General features: G+C 61.6%; 14 protein-coding genes. 1 reads left to right on the forward strand and 13 read right to left on the reverse strand.

What is annotated here, in order from left to right; all coding sequences use genetic code 11:
- Positions 1–200: 200 nt before the first annotated feature.
- From AC57B1_RS30210 to AC57B1_RS30225, 4 genes are all read right to left on the reverse strand, one after another.
- A complete protein-coding gene (locus tag AC57B1_RS30210) occupies positions 201–1,691 on the reverse strand; it encodes a DHA2 family efflux MFS transporter permease subunit (protein WP_496419529.1) in 1,491 nt (496 codons plus the stop codon).
- Positions 1,692–2,004: 313 nt separating this feature from the next.
- Complete coding sequence (locus AC57B1_RS30215; protein WP_496419530.1) at positions 2,005–2,682, reverse strand: glutathione S-transferase; 678 nt, start codon at positions 2,680–2,682, stop codon at positions 2,005–2,007.
- 73 nt (positions 2,683–2,755) lie between these two features.
- A complete protein-coding gene (locus tag AC57B1_RS30220; RefSeq protein WP_496419531.1) occupies positions 2,756–3,979 on the reverse strand; it encodes a dienelactone hydrolase family protein in 1,224 nt (407 codons plus the stop codon).
- Positions 3,980–4,205: 226 nt separating this feature from the next.
- Positions 4,206–5,192 carry a zinc-dependent alcohol dehydrogenase family protein gene (locus tag AC57B1_RS30225; protein ID WP_496419532.1) on the reverse strand — a complete coding sequence of 329 codons (987 nt, stop codon included), beginning with the start codon at positions 5,190–5,192 and terminating at the stop codon, positions 4,206–4,208.
- A 111-nt stretch (positions 5,193–5,303) separates the two neighbouring features.
- Here AC57B1_RS30225 and AC57B1_RS30230 point away from each other — a divergent pair, with 111 nt between their 5' ends.
- Positions 5,304–6,158, forward strand: coding sequence for a LysR family transcriptional regulator (locus AC57B1_RS30230; protein ID WP_496419533.1), 855 nt, complete (start codon positions 5,304–5,306; stop codon positions 6,156–6,158).
- Positions 6,159–6,252: 94 nt separating this feature from the next.
- Here AC57B1_RS30230 and AC57B1_RS30235 read toward each other — a convergent pair whose 3' ends face one another.
- The 9 genes from AC57B1_RS30235 to AC57B1_RS30275 form a co-directional block, all read right to left on the reverse strand.
- Positions 6,253–7,893, reverse strand: a complete 1,641-nt coding sequence (locus AC57B1_RS30235) for an AMP-binding protein (RefSeq protein WP_496419779.1) — start codon at positions 7,891–7,893, stop codon at positions 6,253–6,255.
- A gap of 79 nt (positions 7,894–7,972) precedes the next feature.
- Positions 7,973–8,368 carry a RidA family protein gene (locus AC57B1_RS30240; protein WP_091805762.1) on the reverse strand — a complete coding sequence of 132 codons (396 nt, stop codon included), beginning with the start codon at positions 8,366–8,368 and terminating at the stop codon, positions 7,973–7,975.
- A complete protein-coding gene (locus AC57B1_RS30245; RefSeq protein WP_091805765.1) occupies positions 8,365–8,808 on the reverse strand; it encodes an acyl-CoA thioesterase in 444 nt (147 codons plus the stop codon). The genes AC57B1_RS30240 and AC57B1_RS30245 overlap by 4 nt, the downstream gene beginning before the upstream one ends.
- Positions 8,805–10,013 (reverse strand): acyl-CoA dehydrogenase family protein, encoded by a 1,209-nt coding sequence (locus tag AC57B1_RS30250; protein ID WP_496419534.1) that lies wholly within the window; start codon positions 10,011–10,013, stop codon positions 8,805–8,807. The genes AC57B1_RS30245 and AC57B1_RS30250 overlap by 4 nt, the downstream gene beginning before the upstream one ends.
- A 1-nt stretch (position 10,014) precedes the next feature.
- Positions 10,015–10,866, reverse strand: coding sequence for an enoyl-CoA hydratase family protein (locus tag AC57B1_RS30255; RefSeq protein ID WP_091805771.1), 852 nt, complete (start codon positions 10,864–10,866; stop codon positions 10,015–10,017).
- A gap of 25 nt (positions 10,867–10,891) precedes the next feature.
- A complete protein-coding gene (locus tag AC57B1_RS30260) occupies positions 10,892–11,452 on the reverse strand; it encodes a MarR family winged helix-turn-helix transcriptional regulator (RefSeq protein ID WP_091805774.1) in 561 nt (186 codons plus the stop codon).
- Positions 11,449–12,222: an SDR family NAD(P)-dependent oxidoreductase gene (locus AC57B1_RS30265; RefSeq protein ID WP_496419535.1), complete on the reverse strand. Its 774-nt coding sequence runs from the start codon at positions 12,220–12,222 to the stop codon at positions 11,449–11,451. The genes AC57B1_RS30260 and AC57B1_RS30265 overlap by 4 nt, the downstream gene beginning before the upstream one ends.
- Entirely contained in the window at positions 12,219–14,591 is a 2,373-nt protein-coding gene (locus tag AC57B1_RS30270; RefSeq protein WP_496419536.1) for a bifunctional salicylyl-CoA 5-hydroxylase/oxidoreductase, read from the reverse strand. Before AC57B1_RS30270 ends, AC57B1_RS30265 begins: the two co-directional genes overlap by 4 nt.
- Before the next feature lie 218 nt (positions 14,592–14,809).
- Positions 14,810–15,562 (reverse strand): SDR family oxidoreductase, encoded by a 753-nt coding sequence (locus AC57B1_RS30275; protein WP_496419537.1) that lies wholly within the window; start codon positions 15,560–15,562, stop codon positions 14,810–14,812.
- Positions 15,563–15,653 lie beyond the last annotated feature (91 nt).

Consider the following 15,653-nt stretch of genomic DNA (forward strand, 5'->3'; position numbering starts at 1 on the left):
ATGTCAGCATGGAACCAGCATAGCTCGACGCAGGCTGCCGTATTTGATCGTGCTTGCGGTTTTCAACAGCGAAGCGGCTTGCAGCCGCCACATGCATAGCCTGATCGCGTTCGGACCGTTTATCGTCAAATAGTGCCTTGCTCCCACAAGCCCGATCGAAACGCACAAATCCAGCCACCCGACAACAGCTCTACGGCTGCTCAATAATTCTCGCTTGCGGCGCTGTTTCCAGCGGCTCTCGACTGCCCGTCTGTGGCTGACGCGTGCTGGCCGCCGTGGCTTTCGTGTTGAACCCCCGTCCGCAACAACACCCCACCCATCACCCCCGCCGCAGCCGCAAAAATCGCCCCGAACAAAAACGCGACGTGATACCCACTATTCAGCGCGGCCACGGCATCACCCGCCCCGAGCATCGCCTCACTCCGCGCCGCAGCAAGACTCGCCAGTACCGCAAGCCCCAGCGCGCCACCCATCATGAACGACGTATTAACGATTCCGGACGCGAGTCCTGAATCACTCGGATCGACATCGCTCATAGCGGCCAGCAGCATCGGATTGAACGCAATACCGGCGCCGAAGCCCAGCAAAATCATCCCCGGCATGACATCGAGCACAAAGCTGCCGCCAACCGGCGCTCGGGCAAACAACGCAAGACCGCACGCCGCGACCAGCAGCCCTACCGCAAGCGGAACACGCAGCCCGAAGCGCATCACCACCCGCGCCGACAGCCCAAGCGAAAAGAACCCCATGATCAGATTAGCCGGCAAAAACGCGAGCCCGACCTGCAACGGCCGATAACCGAGCACGCGCTGCAGATACAGCGCGGAAATAAAGAACCACGCAAACATCGCAGCCGCCCACAGCACGCCGACCACGTTCGCCGTCGCAACATTGCGCAAGCGGAACAGACCGAGCGGCATCAACGGGTGCTGGACGCGCGATTCGATCACCAGAAACACGGCAAGCAGCGCCAACGCGGCGAATAGCAAGCCGAGCGTCTGCGCCGAAGTCCACCCAGCTTCATTGCCATTCACGACGGCATAGACGGCGAGCATCAGCGAAACGGTGACGGACACCGCGCCGGCCACGTCGAGCTTCTCTCCATGCGCATGCCCGCGCGCCGACGGCAACAGCGCAACACACAGTGCGTACACGGCGATGCCGATCGGCAGATTGACGAGAAAGATCCAGTGCCAGCTCAGCAGATTGGTGAGCAACCCACCGAGCAACACGCCGATGCTACCGCCGCCCGCGCACACGAAGCCGTACACGCCCATGGCTTTCGCTCGCTCGCCCGGTTCGGTGAACAGATTCATGATGAGCGATAGCGAAACAGCAGAGACGATAGCGCCCGCCACACCTTGAACGGCCCGCGCGCACACGAGCAGCACTTGCGAGTTCGAAATGCCGCACGCAAGCGACGCCAACGTAAACAACGTGATGCCGATAAGAAACAACTTGCGGTGTCCATACAGATCACCGAGCCGTCCGCCCAGCAGCAGACAGCCGCCGAAGGTCAGCATGTACGCGTTGACCACCCACACCAGCGACGTTTCGGTAAAACCGAGATCCGCCGCGATGGACGGCAGCGCAACGTTCACGATCGTGGTATCGAGCACGATCATGAGCACGCCAAGGCACAGCACGATCAGTGCGAGCCAGCGTTTGTTGCCGTGGATGGAATGGGTCATGCAGGCGGCTCCTTGGCCGTGGTCGATGGATGCCGGATGCGCGGCTGCTGAAGTCGGCACCGCGCCAAAAGAAACGCAACCCGGCGCAGCGCCGACCAGCCAGTGGGCAATTCGTTGACGACGAAACGCGTTGACGAAACGCGCTAACAAAACGCGCTAACAAAACGCGCTAACAAAACGCGCTAACAAAACGCGCTAACAAAACGTGTCGTCAAAAACGCGCTTGACGACACGCGTTGCCGACAATGGGATTTTCCAGTCTAGCATCCGCGACTTTTGGCCCACAACTACGATTTCCAGGGCCGCGCAGATCTCAATCGCCGCCAAGCAATTCGTACTTGCCGCCACGTTCCAGCGCCCGCTGATAAGCCGGTCTTGCATGAATGCGTTTGAGAAAATCCACCACCGCGGGAATCTGGCCTTCCATGCCGCCGCGCGCCGTGGCGGCTTCGAGCGGAAAACTCATTTGCACGTCCGCCGCCGTGAAGTCGTTGCCGACGAACCAGCCGGTCTTGCTCAACTCCTGGTTGATATAGCCGAGGTGCAGCTTCAACTGGGGATCGATAAAACTCGATTGCAGTGTGGCGGCGATCTTGCGCGCAATCGGCTTGGCGAAGAACGGCATCGGCGCGCTGGCAATGCGCAGCGCGACGAGTTTGAGCAGCAGCGGCGGCATCGCCGAACCTTCCGCGTAGTGCAGCCAGTAGGTATAACGCAGCCGCTCCGGCGTGGCAGGTGCCGGAGTAAAGCGTCCCTGCCCGTATTTGTCGATCAGGTATTCGATGATCGCGCCCGACTCGGCGATAGTCTGGCCATCGTCGGTAATGACGGGCGACTTGCCGAGCGGATGCACCGCGCGCAACTCGGGCGGCGCGAGCATCGTTTTCGGATCGCGCTCGTAACGCTTGATCTCATAGGGAACGCCAAGTTCTTCGAGCAGCCACAAGACGCGTTGCGAGCGGGAGTTGTTCAGATGATGAACGGTCAGCATGGGTCGGGGGATGTTGGCCAATGAAGTGTCACATCATAAGGACGTTGTGCAGAGGCAGGCCTCTAGTCGCAGCTCACACGCGTGATTTGGCGCCCATCAACTGATTGGACGGCAGCGTTTCGTCGAGCAGCTTGCGCGCGCTTTCGATTCCGGCGACCGGCAGTCCCTCGGGGTTCAGCAAGCCGACCTGCACGAGTACGGAAGCCTGATCCCAATAGATGTGCTCGTTATAGAGCTTGTCGCCGCGAAAACACACGACAGCCAGCATCGGCACCTCGAAATACTTACCGGTTGGTGCGACGCCCGGTAGTAACCAGTCGATCTCGCAGCTATGCGTGCAGCTAAAAATGAATTCATCGACGATACGATCCGCGCCAATGGTGCGCGAAATCGGAATCAGCTTCGTATCGGCGGGATTCGAGTTGACGAAGTGATGCGTATAGAAGCGCTTGAGGTTGTCATGGCCGACACCGCCGGTCATGGTCGGAACGTGATTGACGTAGGGCTGCGCGACCATGGTCGGCATGACGGCGTCCACGTCGCGCGTGGCGAACTCGTAATAGCAGTGAGCTTCCCACAGCGCGTTGAGATCGTAGACCGGCCCCAGCACTTTGCGCAGCAGCGCGAGCGTGCGCGAATACGCCATCATCGCGGCGGGTTTGTCGTATTGCGGGCGCGACGGCGCGGCAAACGCGTGATCGCAACCGGGGTACACGTATTGCTCGATCTGCGGCCGCGTACGTAACGCCGCGCTGATCCGTTCGCGGGTTGCCGGCGGACAGTGCGAGTCGTTTTCGGGGAAGTGAAACACCATCGGGCAGCGAATCGCCGGCACTTCATCCAGATACGCTTCGAGGCCCACGCCGTAGTAGCTGACCGCGCAGTCGATATCGGTGCGCGCGGCGCTCAGGAACGCGAGCTTGCCGCCAAGACAGTAACCCACTGTGCCTACCTTGCCGGCCTGTTCGGGCAGGGTGCGCAACGCCGCGATGGTGGCGGCGATATCGTCGACGGCGAGGTCTGTGTCGAACTGGCCAAGATAATCGAGCGCCTGTTTCATGTCGGCCTCGCCATAACCGAGCTCGATGCCCGGTTTGATCCGCCAGAACAGGTCCGGCACCAGCACGACGTAACCTTCTTCGGCGAAGCGGTCGGCCGTCGCTTTCATGGTGTCGTTGATGCCGAAAATTTCCTGCAGCAGCACGAGTCCCGGTCCCGACCCTTGCGCCGGACGCGCGACGTAGGCGTTGAACCGGCCGCCATCCTGGGCGACGACTTCGATGAAAGAGGCGGCCATGCGGTGTGTCTCCCATGCAAAGCGATCCCACGCAAAATGATTGCTTGGGGAATGTGGGCTAGGCCATCGTCTGCAACTCGAAGCGTTCGAGCTTGCCGATTTCAGTATGCGGCAATGCACCGGCATAACGATGACGCGAGGGTATCTCTACGACGCCTCGCTATTTTTCCCGAAATCCCGCGAATGCGCGACCCGTTTCGTCGTACGGTACATTCCCGCCTGGTTCTTAGTCCACGTCGACCACGATCTTTCCGGTGTTCGTCGCATCGACAATCGACTGGTAAGCAAGCTCCACGTTGCCGAAGTCGAAACTACGTGAGTCCAGCTTCGGCACCAGCTTGCCTTCCTCGATGAGTCGAGCCGCTATGCGCAGCATGTCGCCGTGGTGCTCGCGATGTTTCCCGGTGAGCAGCGGCGACAGCGTAAAGACACCCGAATACGTGGCCTCACGGAAAGACAACGGAGCCAACGCATGCGTTCCCCAGCCCAATGCGCTGACAACGTGACCAAATTGCTTAACGGCTTTGAACGAAGCATCGAGTGAAGCGCCACCCACGGTATCGGCGACGAGATCGAACCCTTCGCCTTGGGTCAACGCTTCGACATACGCTTCGACCGAGTTCGCACGATAGTCAATTGGCGTAGCGCCATACGCTTTGATCACGTCCAGATCCTTTGCGCTGACCGTCGCGAAGACCTGTGCGCCCATCGCAATCGCCAGCTGAACCGAAACATGGCCGACGCCTCCTGCGCCGCCCTGCACGAGCACCGTTTGACCCGCCTGCAACTTCGCCCGGTCCGCGATGCCTTCGTAGGATGTGATGAAGCTCAAAGGAATCGCCGCGGCCTCTTTCATCGAGAGATTCTTCGGCTTATGAGCGAGCAATCGTGCGTCCACGGCCTGGAACTGGGCGAGCGAGCCCTGCAAGCCACCCACACCGCCGGTCATGCCGTATACGTCATCGCCGACGTTGAAGCCGCTCACGCCTTCGCCGACTGCCTCGACAGTCCCGGCCATGTCGATGCCAAGCACCAGCGGCAACGGGTGCTTCGCATGCGCGGCGTTACCCGAGCGGATTTTGGTGTCCAGCGGATTGAGGCCGGCAGCCTTCACGCGCACCAAGACCTGGCCGCGTTCGGCTGTCGGCGTCGGGAGGTCGGTGAGTTCCAGAGGACCGTTGTAACGGTTGAGCACAAGCGCTTGAATAGTCATGACATTTCTCTCGATGGTGTGCCGGAACGGCTTGATTAATAGTGGTTCATGCGAGAAAGTATGTAAATCGACGTTTTTGCACGTTGTCTAAACAAAATTGCATGGGTTTATATGGACTGGAACGACGTTCGGATCTTTCTGGCAATTGCCCGCGAGGGAACGTTGGGCCGCGCCGCAAGGCAGGTTGGCCAGACCCAGCCGACTATCGGCCGCAGGCTGCGGATGCTGGAGGCATCGGTCGGGCAGACGCTGTTCCAGCGCACAGCGGACGGCTTCGTGCTGACGGAAGAGGGCTCCGCCGTGCTCGCCACTGCCGAGCGGATGGAAGACGAAGCGCGCGCGTTCGAGCGCGCGTTAGCGGGGAAGCAACAGCAACTTACCGGCTTGCTGCGGATTTCGTCGTCGGACTGGTTTGGCGTGCATGTGTTGACGCCGGTCGTCGCGGAGTTTCTGCGTGTGAACCCGTTGGTGTCGATCGAACTCGTGACCGATTCGCGGCGGCTCAATCTGGCGCGTCGCGACGCCGATCTGCTATTCCGGATCACGCCGTTCGATGAAGCCGACGTCATCCAGCGCAAGTTCATCAAAATGGACTACGCGCTGTACGGCCCGTTGAACATCGTGCCGCCGCAGCGCGGCGACGGTGCGGGATACGCGCTGCTCACCATGGACAGCGCCTTTGAAACGCTACCCGACGTGAAATGGCTGCGTGAAGTTTTGCCGAACGCGCATGTGGCTTTCGGCAGCAACAACCGCGAGGCGCAGGCGCGCATGTGCGCGGAACGAGGTGGGCTGGCTGTTCTGCCTTGCCCGTTGGGCGACAACACCGCCGGCATTGAACGAATCGATCTTGGGGAAGCGCCGCCAGGACGAGACGTGTGGTTTGGCTACCATCGCGATCTGCGCAGGTTGGGCAGATTGCGGGCGTTTCTCGATCTCGCCATCGACCGCATATCGAACGTTTAATCGTTCGCGGATTGATCGACATGGCCGCCATGAAAGTGGCGGCCATGCGGTGAGTCTGCGCTCCCGTGCAGGATGGTTGCCCGGGAAATGCGCACTAATCCATCGTACGCAACTCGAACCGTTTGAGCTTGCCGGTTTCGGTACGCGGCAGTGCATCGACGAAAACGATTTCGCGTGGATACTTATACGGCGCCACGCTAGTTTTCACGAAATCCTGTAGTTGCGCGACCAGCTTGCCGTCCGCTACGTAACCGGGATTGACCACGACGAACGCTTTGACGATCTGGCCGCGGGTTTCATCGGGCACGCCAATCACGCCGCATTCGGACACCGCGTCGTGTTGCAGCAAGACGCTTTCCACTTCAGGGCCGGAGATGTTGTAGCCGGCGGAGACGATCATGTCGTCTGCGCGCGCCTGGTAGAACACATAGCCGTCCTCGTCGAGATAGACCGAATCGCCGGGCAGATTCCAGCCGTCGCGCACGAACTTCATTTGCCGTTCGTCGGCGAGATAGCGGCAGCCGGTCGGGCCACGTACCGCGAGCTTGCCGATCGTGCCAGGCGCGACCGGTTGCATGTTGTCATCCACGGCCTGCACCACGTATCCCGGCACGGCGCGGCCTATCGCATGCGGGCGAATCTCGTCACCCTGCGCCGAAATGAAAATGTGGATCAACTCGGTGCCGCCGATACCGTCGATCATGTCGATACCGGTCGCGTCGTGCCAGAGTCGCCGCGTCGAATCGGGCAACGCTTCTCCCGCCGATACGGTCTTCTTCAAGGTCGAAATGTCGTGGTGCGCGACCAGTGGCGCCATTTGCCGGTAGAAAGTCGGCGCGGTGAACATGACGGTCGCGTGAAACCGCTCCACGGTCTGCAGCAGAGTCTCGGGCGTGAGCTTCTCGATTAGCACCGTGGAAGCGCCCACGCGCAACGGAAAGCACAACAAGCCGCCAAGGCCGAACGTGAACGCGAGCGGCGGCGTGCCGCAAAAAATATCGTTCGACGTGGGCTTGAGCACATGACGCGGAAACAGATCGCACATGGCGACGACGTCGCGATGAAAGTGCATGCAGCCCTTCGGCGCGCCCGTCGTGCCGCTGGTGAAGGCGATCAGGCAGACGTCGTCGGCGGCGGTGTCGCACGCGGTGAAGTGGCCGGGCTTGTTGATCGCGAGCGTGTCGAGCGAATCCGGTGCGTCGTCGTGGAAGAGGCGCGTTTGCTTCAGGCCTGCGCAATAGAACTCGTCTTGCGGATCGGTGCAGCGTGCCAGTTCGGCGGTCAGGCGGGCGTCGCACAACGCCGCGCTAACCTGCGCCTTGTCGATGATCTGTTTCAGTTCCTTGGCTCGCAGCAAAGGCATGGTCGGCACCACGACGAGGCCGACCTTGAGCGCCGCGAGTGCCGTCACGGCCATATGCAGCGAGTTTGGCCCACGCAGCAGAACACGGTTGCCGGGCTTTAGCCCCATTTCATCGACCAGCACATGCGCGCTGCGATTCACCAGCGCCAACAGTTCACCATACGTCGTGGCGCGTGGGGCGCCGTCCACATCGGACCAGATCGCGGGACGATCGCGGTGGCCCGCCTCAATGGTTCTGTCGAGCAACTCCGTCGCGCAGTTCAAGCGCGCCGGGTAGGCAACGTCAGGGTTGTCGAGCAGAAAGACAGGCCATTGATCCTGCGGCGGAAGATTGTCGCGCGCGAAGGTATCGACGTGTGCTGACGGTTCCATCATGGTCTCCCGGGCGTTGAGCCGGCTAAATGCGCTTCGGTTGGCTTGGTGGTTTCTTTTCGTGTGCTTTGTTGCTCTGTTACTGCGGGACCACGGCGGTCGCCTCGATTTCGACTTTCGCTTCGTCTTCGATCAACGCGACGACCTGCACCGCGCTCATCGCGATGTCGTAGTCGCCGATCAATTCGCGAAACGCGCGGCCGATGTCTTTCAAGGACGCGAGATATTCGCGCTTGTCGGTGACGTACCACGTCAATCGCACCAGGTGCTCAGGCTTGCCGCCCGCTTCGTGCAAAACGGCAATCACATTCTTGAGCGCCTGGATGGCTTGCGCGGCGAAGTCGGTCGTCTGGAAACGCGCCTGTTCGTCCCAGCCGATCTGGCCGGCAATGAACACCTGCGTGCCGGTCGCCGCGACGCCATTCGCGTAGCCGCGTGGTTTGACCCAACCGGCGGGGAGAAGAGCTTTTTTCATGAGCGATGCGCCTCAATGGAGTCGGGCTGTGGGGCGAACGTCGCGAGCGCGCTCGCGATGTCGGTGGGAATATCAATGGAGGTGCCGATTTCCAGCGAAGTCGTGACGAGCACCTGTTTCGCGCGGAAGCGGGTTTCGCCGTTGCAATGGCCGACAATCTCGATCCTGATCGAGCGACGGCCGATCGCCTCGACCTTGAGAGTCAGCGTGATCGTTTCGCCCATCTGGCTCGGCCGCGAAAACTCGCAATCGAGTTTGACGATCGGCAAGCCGACGCGGCGCTGCGCGATCATCTGCGCGTAGTCGATATGCAGACCTTCGTTGAACCAGTCTTCGACCAGCGCGTTGGTCATCACCAGATATTGCGGAAAAAACACAATGCCCGCCGGATCGCAATGCGAGAAGCGGATCCGCACGGGACGTTCGAAAGATGCGCTCATTGCGTATGGGCTCCGGCAGTGGCGGCAGCATGTGCTTTCAACAGATCGCGTCCGACAATCAGTTGCTGTACTTCGGTTGCGCCTTCGTAAATGCGCAGCGCGCGAATCTCGCGATACAGCATCTCGACGGCCGTGCCGCTTTGCACGCCCATGCCGCCATAGAGTTGCACGGCGGCGTCGATCACCTGTTGCGCGCCTTCGCTCGCGTGCCATTTCGCCATCGCGGCTTCGCGTGTGACGTTTTCGCCCTGGTCGCGCAACCAGGCCGCGCGATAGACCAGCAACGCACTGCTGTCGATGGTCAAGGCCATCTGTGCGAGTTTGGCTTGCGTCAGTTGAAAATCGCCAAGCGTCTGCCCGAACATCTTGCGCGAGGCGGCCCGCGTGAGACCTTCGGCCATCGCGTGACGAGCAAAACCGAGCGACGCCGCCGCCACCGACGTGCGGAAAATGTCCAGCGTGCGCATGGCGAGCTTGAAGCCTTCGCCGGGCGCACCGAGCATCTGACTGCGCGGTACGCGCGCTCCAGCAAAGTGCAAACGCGCGAGCGGATGCGGCGCGATCACGTCGATGCGCTCGGCGATTTCCAGCCCTGGCGTATCCGCATCCACGATGAACGCGCTGATGCCGCGCGCGCCCGGCGCTTCGCCGGTTCGCGCGAACACCACATAGAAATCGGCGATGCCGCCGTTGGAGATCCACGTCTTGTCGCCGTCGAGCACGTAGGCGTCGCCGTCTTCACGAGCGGCGAGCGCCATGGCGGCGACGTCCGATCCAGCCTCGGGCTCGGACAGCGCGAACGCCGCGATAGCCGTGCCGTTGGCGACGCGCGGCAGATAGCGCGTCTTTTGTTCGTGCGTGCCGCCGAGCGAGATGGCGCCCGAACCGAGTCCTTGCATCGCCAGCGCGAAGTCCGCGAGTCCGGAGTGTTTGGCGAGTGTTTCGCGCAGCAGGCAGACGGCGCGCGTGTCGATCGTGTCGCCGTGGCCGCCGTAGGCTACGCCGCCCACGCCATATGTCAGCCAGCCCGCCGCGCCGAGTTCACGTACCAGATGACGGCAGGTGGCGTCCACGTCCTTGTGATCCTGGTGCGAGAGATTCGCGTGGCACCACGCTTCGATACCCGCGGCCAGTTCGCGATGGCGCGGCTTGAAGAACGGCCACGCCAGCGCGCTATGCAGATCCGGTTCGGTGTGGGCGCTCAATTCAGTCTCCCTCGAACACAGGACGCGACTTCGCAGCAAACGCGCTATATGCACGTTCGAAATCGCGCGTGCTCATGCAGATCGCCTGCGCTTGCGCTTCCGATTCGATCGCTTCATCGATGCTCATGCTCCATTCCTGATGCAGCATTTTCTTCGTGATGCCATGCGCGAAGGTCGGACCGGCGACGAGATCGGCTGCGAGCTTCTGCGCGTCTTCAAGCAGCGCGGCTGGTTCGCACAACCGGTTGTAGAAACCCCATGCGTGGCCTTCGTCGCCGCTTGCCGAGCGGCCAGTGAAGAGCAGTTCGGCGGCGCGCCCCTGGCCGATGATGCGTGGCAGGATCGCGCAAGCGCCCATATCGCAGCCGGCGAGGCCGACGCGGGAGAACAGAAAGGCGAGCTTGCTGCGGGCGGTGCCGAGCCGCATGTCGGACGCCATCGCGAGGATGGCGCCGGCACCGGCGCAAACGCCGTCGACGGCCGCGATCACCGGCTGCGGACAATGGCGCATGGCCTTCACGAGATCGCCGGTCATGCGCGTGAAGAGCAGCAACTCCGGCATGGGCAGATCGATTAGCGGCGCGATGATGTCGTGCACGTCGCCGCCGGAACAGAAGTTTTCACCTGCACCGTGAATGACCACTGCTTTGACGTCGGTCGCATAGGTCAATTGCCGGAACAGGTCGCGCAATTCCGCATACGACTCGAAGGTCAGCGGGTTCTTGCGTTCAGGGCGATTCAGCGTGATCGTCGCGACTTTGTCGGCGACCGACCAGCCGAAGTGCCGCGCTTCATAGTTCGCCAACGTGAGGCGGTTGCCGGCCAGTAGGGCGTCGGCGTTGGATCGTGTCATGAATGTCTCCTCGTTTCGATGCGAATCAGTCTTTCAGACTGTCGAGCAGATGTTTCTTGAGTTTGCCGAGGCGCTGATGAGTGCGCGATTTTTCATCGAGGCTCAAACCACCGAACAGTTCGACCACCCATTGCTCATGCGCGACCGCCATCTTGTCGAACGCCTTGCGACCCGCCGGTGTCAGGCACACGCTGATCGAGCGGCGGTCGTTCGGGTCGGTGTCGCGTGACACGAGTCCTTCTTTCTCGAGCTGATCCGTAATGCCGGTGATGTTGCCGCCCGTCACCATTAAACGACGGGAAAGCTCGGTCATCTTCAGGCCTTCCGGATGACGCTCCAACTGCGCCATCAAATCGAAACGCGGCAATGTGGTATCGAATTCGTTGCGCAAGCGCTTGCGCAATTCGGCCTGCACGAGATTGGTCGTGGTCAGCATGCGCAGCCACAGACGCAAGCCCATGTGACTATCCGCGCCCGTGCTCATTTCGAGGTCCACGACGTTCTCCGCGGGTTTGGCGACGCCTTTGCGCGGCGGTTTCGTTTCAGCCGCCGCTGCGGGCTTCCTGATGTTCGTTGACTTGGTCACATGACTTCTCCACCGGAGATGGAAAGGGATTGCCCCGTGACGGCGTCCGAGCCGGGCTGGCAGAGCCAAAGCACTGCATTGGCGACCTGTTCGGGACTCACGAAGCGATGTTGCGGATTCGAGCGAAGCAAGGTTTCGCGCGCCTGCTGTTCGGTGCGCGAAGTCTTGCTGGTGATCTGTTCAAGCGATGCGTGCAGCAGTTCTGTTTCCGTATAGCCGGGACACACGGCGTTGACAGTGACGCCTTTGGTCGCCACTTCCAGCGCAAGCGAACGCGTGAGACCGATCACGCCATGCTTCGCAGCGCAATAAGCGGCGACGTACGCATAGCCGATCTGTCCTGCCGTGCTCGCCACGTTGACGATGCGGCCATGACCGCGTTCGAGCATGCCGGGCAATACCGCGCGCGTGCCGAGAAAGACGCCGGTGAGGTTCACGTCGAGCATGCGCTGCCAGAGCGCCATGTCGGTGTGGACGAACGGTGCGGCCTGCGCCTGCCCCGCGTTGTTGACGAGGATATCGACCGCGCCGGCTTCGCGGAACGCATTGGCAACGGAGTGCTCCTGCGCGACGTCGACGCTGATGCAAGCCACGTCGCCCAATACGCTGCATTTCTCGCGCTGCGCGTCGAGTCGCCCCGCGTTGCGCCCCATTAACGTGACACGCGCGCCGGCGCGTAGCAGGGCTTCCGCAATCGCTGCGCCAATTCCGCTGCCGCCGCCTGTGACCACCGCGTGCTGTCCAGCGAGCGTCGAATGGAGTGTGTTCACGTGGTTCCTTCGGCGCGTTGCGCACGTTCTTGCGGCGACAGACCCGCGTTTGCAGCGGCTTGGGCGCGCTCGCGTTCAAGATTGCGTTCGAGTTGAGATTTCGCCGCGGTATAGGGCTTCGGCCACGTCACGTCGAAATAGCCGATCTTGGCGGCCTCGTTCAAGGTCCAGGCGGGATTGGCCAGATGCGGGCGGGCAATCGCGCACAGGTCCGCGCGGCCTGCGGCGATGATGCTGTTGACGTGATCCGCCTCGGAAATCGCACCGACCGCGATGGTCGCGATTCCCGCTTCGTTGCGAACGCGGTCGGCGAACGGCGTCTGGAACATGCGGCCGAATACGGGCTTTTCTTCCTTGCTGACCTGGCCCGACGACACGTCGATCATGTCGGCGCCGGCGGCCTTGAAGGCTCGCGCGATCTGGACCGCGTCGTCGGGCGTCGTGCCGCCTTCGACCCAGTCGTTCGCGGAGATACGCACGGAAATCGGCTTGTCTTGCGGCCACACCGCGCGAATCGCCTTGAAAACCTGCAGCGGGTAGCGCAGACGATTCTCCAGCGAACCGCCGTACTCGTCAGTGCGCTGATTGGTCAGCGGCGACAGAAAGCTCGACAGGAAATAGCCGTGCGCGCAATGCAGTTCGAGCCAGTCGAAACCTGCTTCGGCGGACATTTGCGTAGCGCGGACGAATTGCGCTTCGATTTCGCGCAACTCGTTTTGCGTGGCTTCGCGCGAATGCTGGCTGACGCCGCGCAGATATTGTTGCGGCGATGCCGAGACGAGCGGCCAGTTGCCTTCCGTCAGCGGTTGATCGATGCCTTCCCATGCGACGCGTGTCGAGCCTTTCGCGCCGGAATGGCCGAGTTGAATGCCGATCTTCGCATCCGACTGACGGTGCACGAGATCGACAATACGCTTCCACGCGGTGACATGTTCAGGCGCATACATGCCGGGACACGCGGGCGTGATACGCGCTTCGGGCGAGACACAGGTCATTTCCGTCATGACGAGCGCCGCACCGCCCATTGCGCGGGCGCCGAGATGCATCAGGTGATAGTCGCCCGCGATGCCGTCGACGGCCGAATATTGCGCCATGGGCGACACCACCACGCGGTTTTTCAACGTGACGCCGCGCAAGGTGAAGGGCGTGAACATGGGCGGCACGGAATGCTTCTCCGGCGCGCGTTCCACGCCTGAGCGCCGGGCCAGCCAATCTTCGAAGCCGGATAGATAGTTGGCGTCGCGCTCACGCAGATTTTCGTGCGAAATGCGCTGCGAGCGCGTGAGCAGCGAATACGCAAATTGTTCCGGCTCGAACGACGTATAGCGGTCGACATGCTCGAACCATTCCGTCGAATTACGCGCGGCATTCTGAATACGCAATACGTCGATGCTGCGCACGTCCGTATAGTGCTTTAAGGCAGCGGCGAGATCGCCGGGATGCGCGCCGATGCTGTTGGCGAGTTCAATCGAATCTTCGAGTGCTAGTTTGGTACCCGAGCCGATCGAAAAATGGGCAGTATGCGCGGCGTCGCCCATGAGGACGACAGGCGTTTGGGTGCCGTCCGCGTTGCCGCGCCAATGCACCCATTCTTCGTTGACCACGCGTGGGAAGCGAATCCATTGCGACGAGCCGCGCAAATGCGCCGCGTTCGACAGCAACGCATTGCCGTCCAGATACTTGGCGAACAGCTTTTCGCAAAAGGCAATGCTGTCTTCCTTGCTCATTTCGTCGAGACCGGCGGCGCGCCACACGCGCTCCGGCGTTTCAACGATGAAGGTGGAAGTCTGATCGTCGAAACGATAGGCATGCGCCTGGAACCAGCCGAATTCGGTTTCTTCGAAGGCGAAGGTGAAAGCGTCGAAAAGTTTTTTCGTGCCGAGCCACACGAAGCGGCAATCGCGCATGTCGACGGCGGGGCGATACGTGGCCGCGTACTTTTGACGGATCGCACTGTTGGCGCCGTCGCAGGCGATGATCAGATCGGCTTCGTAGACGCTGTCGTCCGTAACCTGGGTTTCGAAGACCAGCTTCACGCCCAGTTCCTCGCAGCGCGCTTGCAGGATATTCAGCAGGCGCTTACGGCCGATGCCGCAAAAGCCGTGACCCGACGAACGGATTTGCTGCCCGCGGAAATTGATCTCGATGTCGTCCCAGTGATTAAAGGCGTCGAGGATCGCGTCGGCGCTGGGGGCGTCGGCGGCGCGCAGGTTGCCGAGCGTCTGGTCGGAGAAGACGACGCCCCAGCCGAAGGTGTCGTAGGGGCGGTTACGCTCGACTACCGTGACATCGTAGGCCGGGTTACGGCCCTTCATCAACAGACCGAAGTACAACCCGGCCGGGCCGCCGCCAATACAAACGATGCGCATGCTTGTTCCCCATATGTGAACGCTGCCGATGGGGATAATTTAGGCTTAGATAGTTTAGATGTCAAGTAATTGGAGGGTCGCGACTGGGGGTTCGTTGTGAGGTGATGTGCCGGTAGCCACGACAACTTTGTGTGACGTGTTCATGCTTGACCCGGAAAATTTTGTTCGGCTTCAACGCCGATCGGGCCGACGGCTCCGATCAAGGCAAACGTAGGCATTCACCCCTTCTTTGCCTGCGTCAGCCACTGATCGAGACTGATGCGGCCGATCCGCGCGTCGCCGAGCGGCACGAGCGACTGCTCCTCGACACGACCGCCGTAGTACTTCGCATCGGGATCCATCACCACCGGGCGCGTGTCGCCTGCCGATTTCAGGTAACGCGCGACGATCTCCGCGAAGGGCGCGCGATCCGGGCCGGCGATATCGACGGTGCCGTTCAGCGGCGCGGCGAGCGCGGCCTGCGCGAGGTTTGCCGCGACATCGTCCGCGGCGATCGGTTGGAACAGTCCGTCGCCGATGCGCACCGTGCCGCTGTCCGTGCCGTAATCCGCGATACCGCCGATGAACTCCATGAACTGGGTTGCGCGCACGATCGTGTACGGCACACCCGCTGCTTCGATCACCTCTTCCTGCGCGACCTTGGCAGTGAAATAGGCGTTCTCCGGCGTGCGGTCGCAGCCGACAATTGATAGGGCGACGTGATGGCGCACGCCTGCGGCCACTTCAGCCTTGCCGAGGTTGCGCGCGGAGGTGCGGAAGAAGTCGAGTACTGCCTGCGGCTCCCATGACGGCGCGTTCGTCACATCCACGACGACAGCCGCGCCCGCGAGCACGTCGCTCAGGCCGTCGCCTGTCACGCTGTTCACGCCGGTACGAGGCGACGCGGCGATTGCCTCATGCCCCGCCTCGCTAAGCAGCGTGACGAGACGGGATCCGATCAGGCCCGACCCACCGATTACGACGATTTTCATGGCAAATTCTCCAGATCAAAGTAAATGAACGCGCGGGTCGCCTGGCGGGTGGCGTATCGAGTGAAAGTGTTCACCGCAGTCGCATCGCGTG

This window comes from Paraburkholderia sp. BGA-UO-ETr-F21, assembly GCF_059567925.1.

Coding starts and splice junctions, on each gene's coding strand:
- AC57B1_RS30210 (WP_496419529.1), bottom strand. CDS start 1,691: ATGACCCATTCCATCCACGGCAACAAACGCTGGCTCGCACTGATCGTG.
- AC57B1_RS30215 (WP_496419530.1), bottom strand. CDS start 2,682: ATGCTGACCGTTCATCATCTGAACAACTCCCGCTCGCAACGCGTCTTG.
- AC57B1_RS30220 (WP_496419531.1), bottom strand. CDS start 3,979: ATGGCCGCCTCTTTCATCGAAGTCGTCGCCCAGGATGGCGGCCGGTTC.
- AC57B1_RS30225 (WP_496419532.1), bottom strand. CDS start 5,192: ATGACTATTCAAGCGCTTGTGCTCAACCGTTACAACGGTCCTCTGGAA.
- AC57B1_RS30230 (WP_496419533.1), top strand. CDS start 5,304: ATGGACTGGAACGACGTTCGGATCTTTCTGGCAATTGCCCGCGAGGGA.
- AC57B1_RS30235 (WP_496419779.1), bottom strand. CDS start 7,893: ATGGAACCGTCAGCACACGTCGATACCTTCGCGCGCGACAATCTTCCG.
- AC57B1_RS30240 (WP_091805762.1), bottom strand. CDS start 8,368: ATGAAAAAAGCTCTTCTCCCCGCCGGTTGGGTCAAACCACGCGGCTAC.
- AC57B1_RS30245 (WP_091805765.1), bottom strand. CDS start 8,808: ATGAGCGCATCTTTCGAACGTCCCGTGCGGATCCGCTTCTCGCATTGC.
- AC57B1_RS30255 (WP_091805771.1), bottom strand. CDS start 10,866: ATGACACGATCCAACGCCGACGCCCTACTGGCCGGCAACCGCCTCACG.
- AC57B1_RS30270 (WP_496419536.1), bottom strand. CDS start 14,591: ATGCGCATCGTTTGTATTGGCGGCGGCCCGGCCGGGTTGTACTTCGGT.
- AC57B1_RS30275 (WP_496419537.1), bottom strand. CDS start 15,562: ATGAAAATCGTCGTAATCGGTGGGTCGGGCCTGATCGGATCCCGTCTC.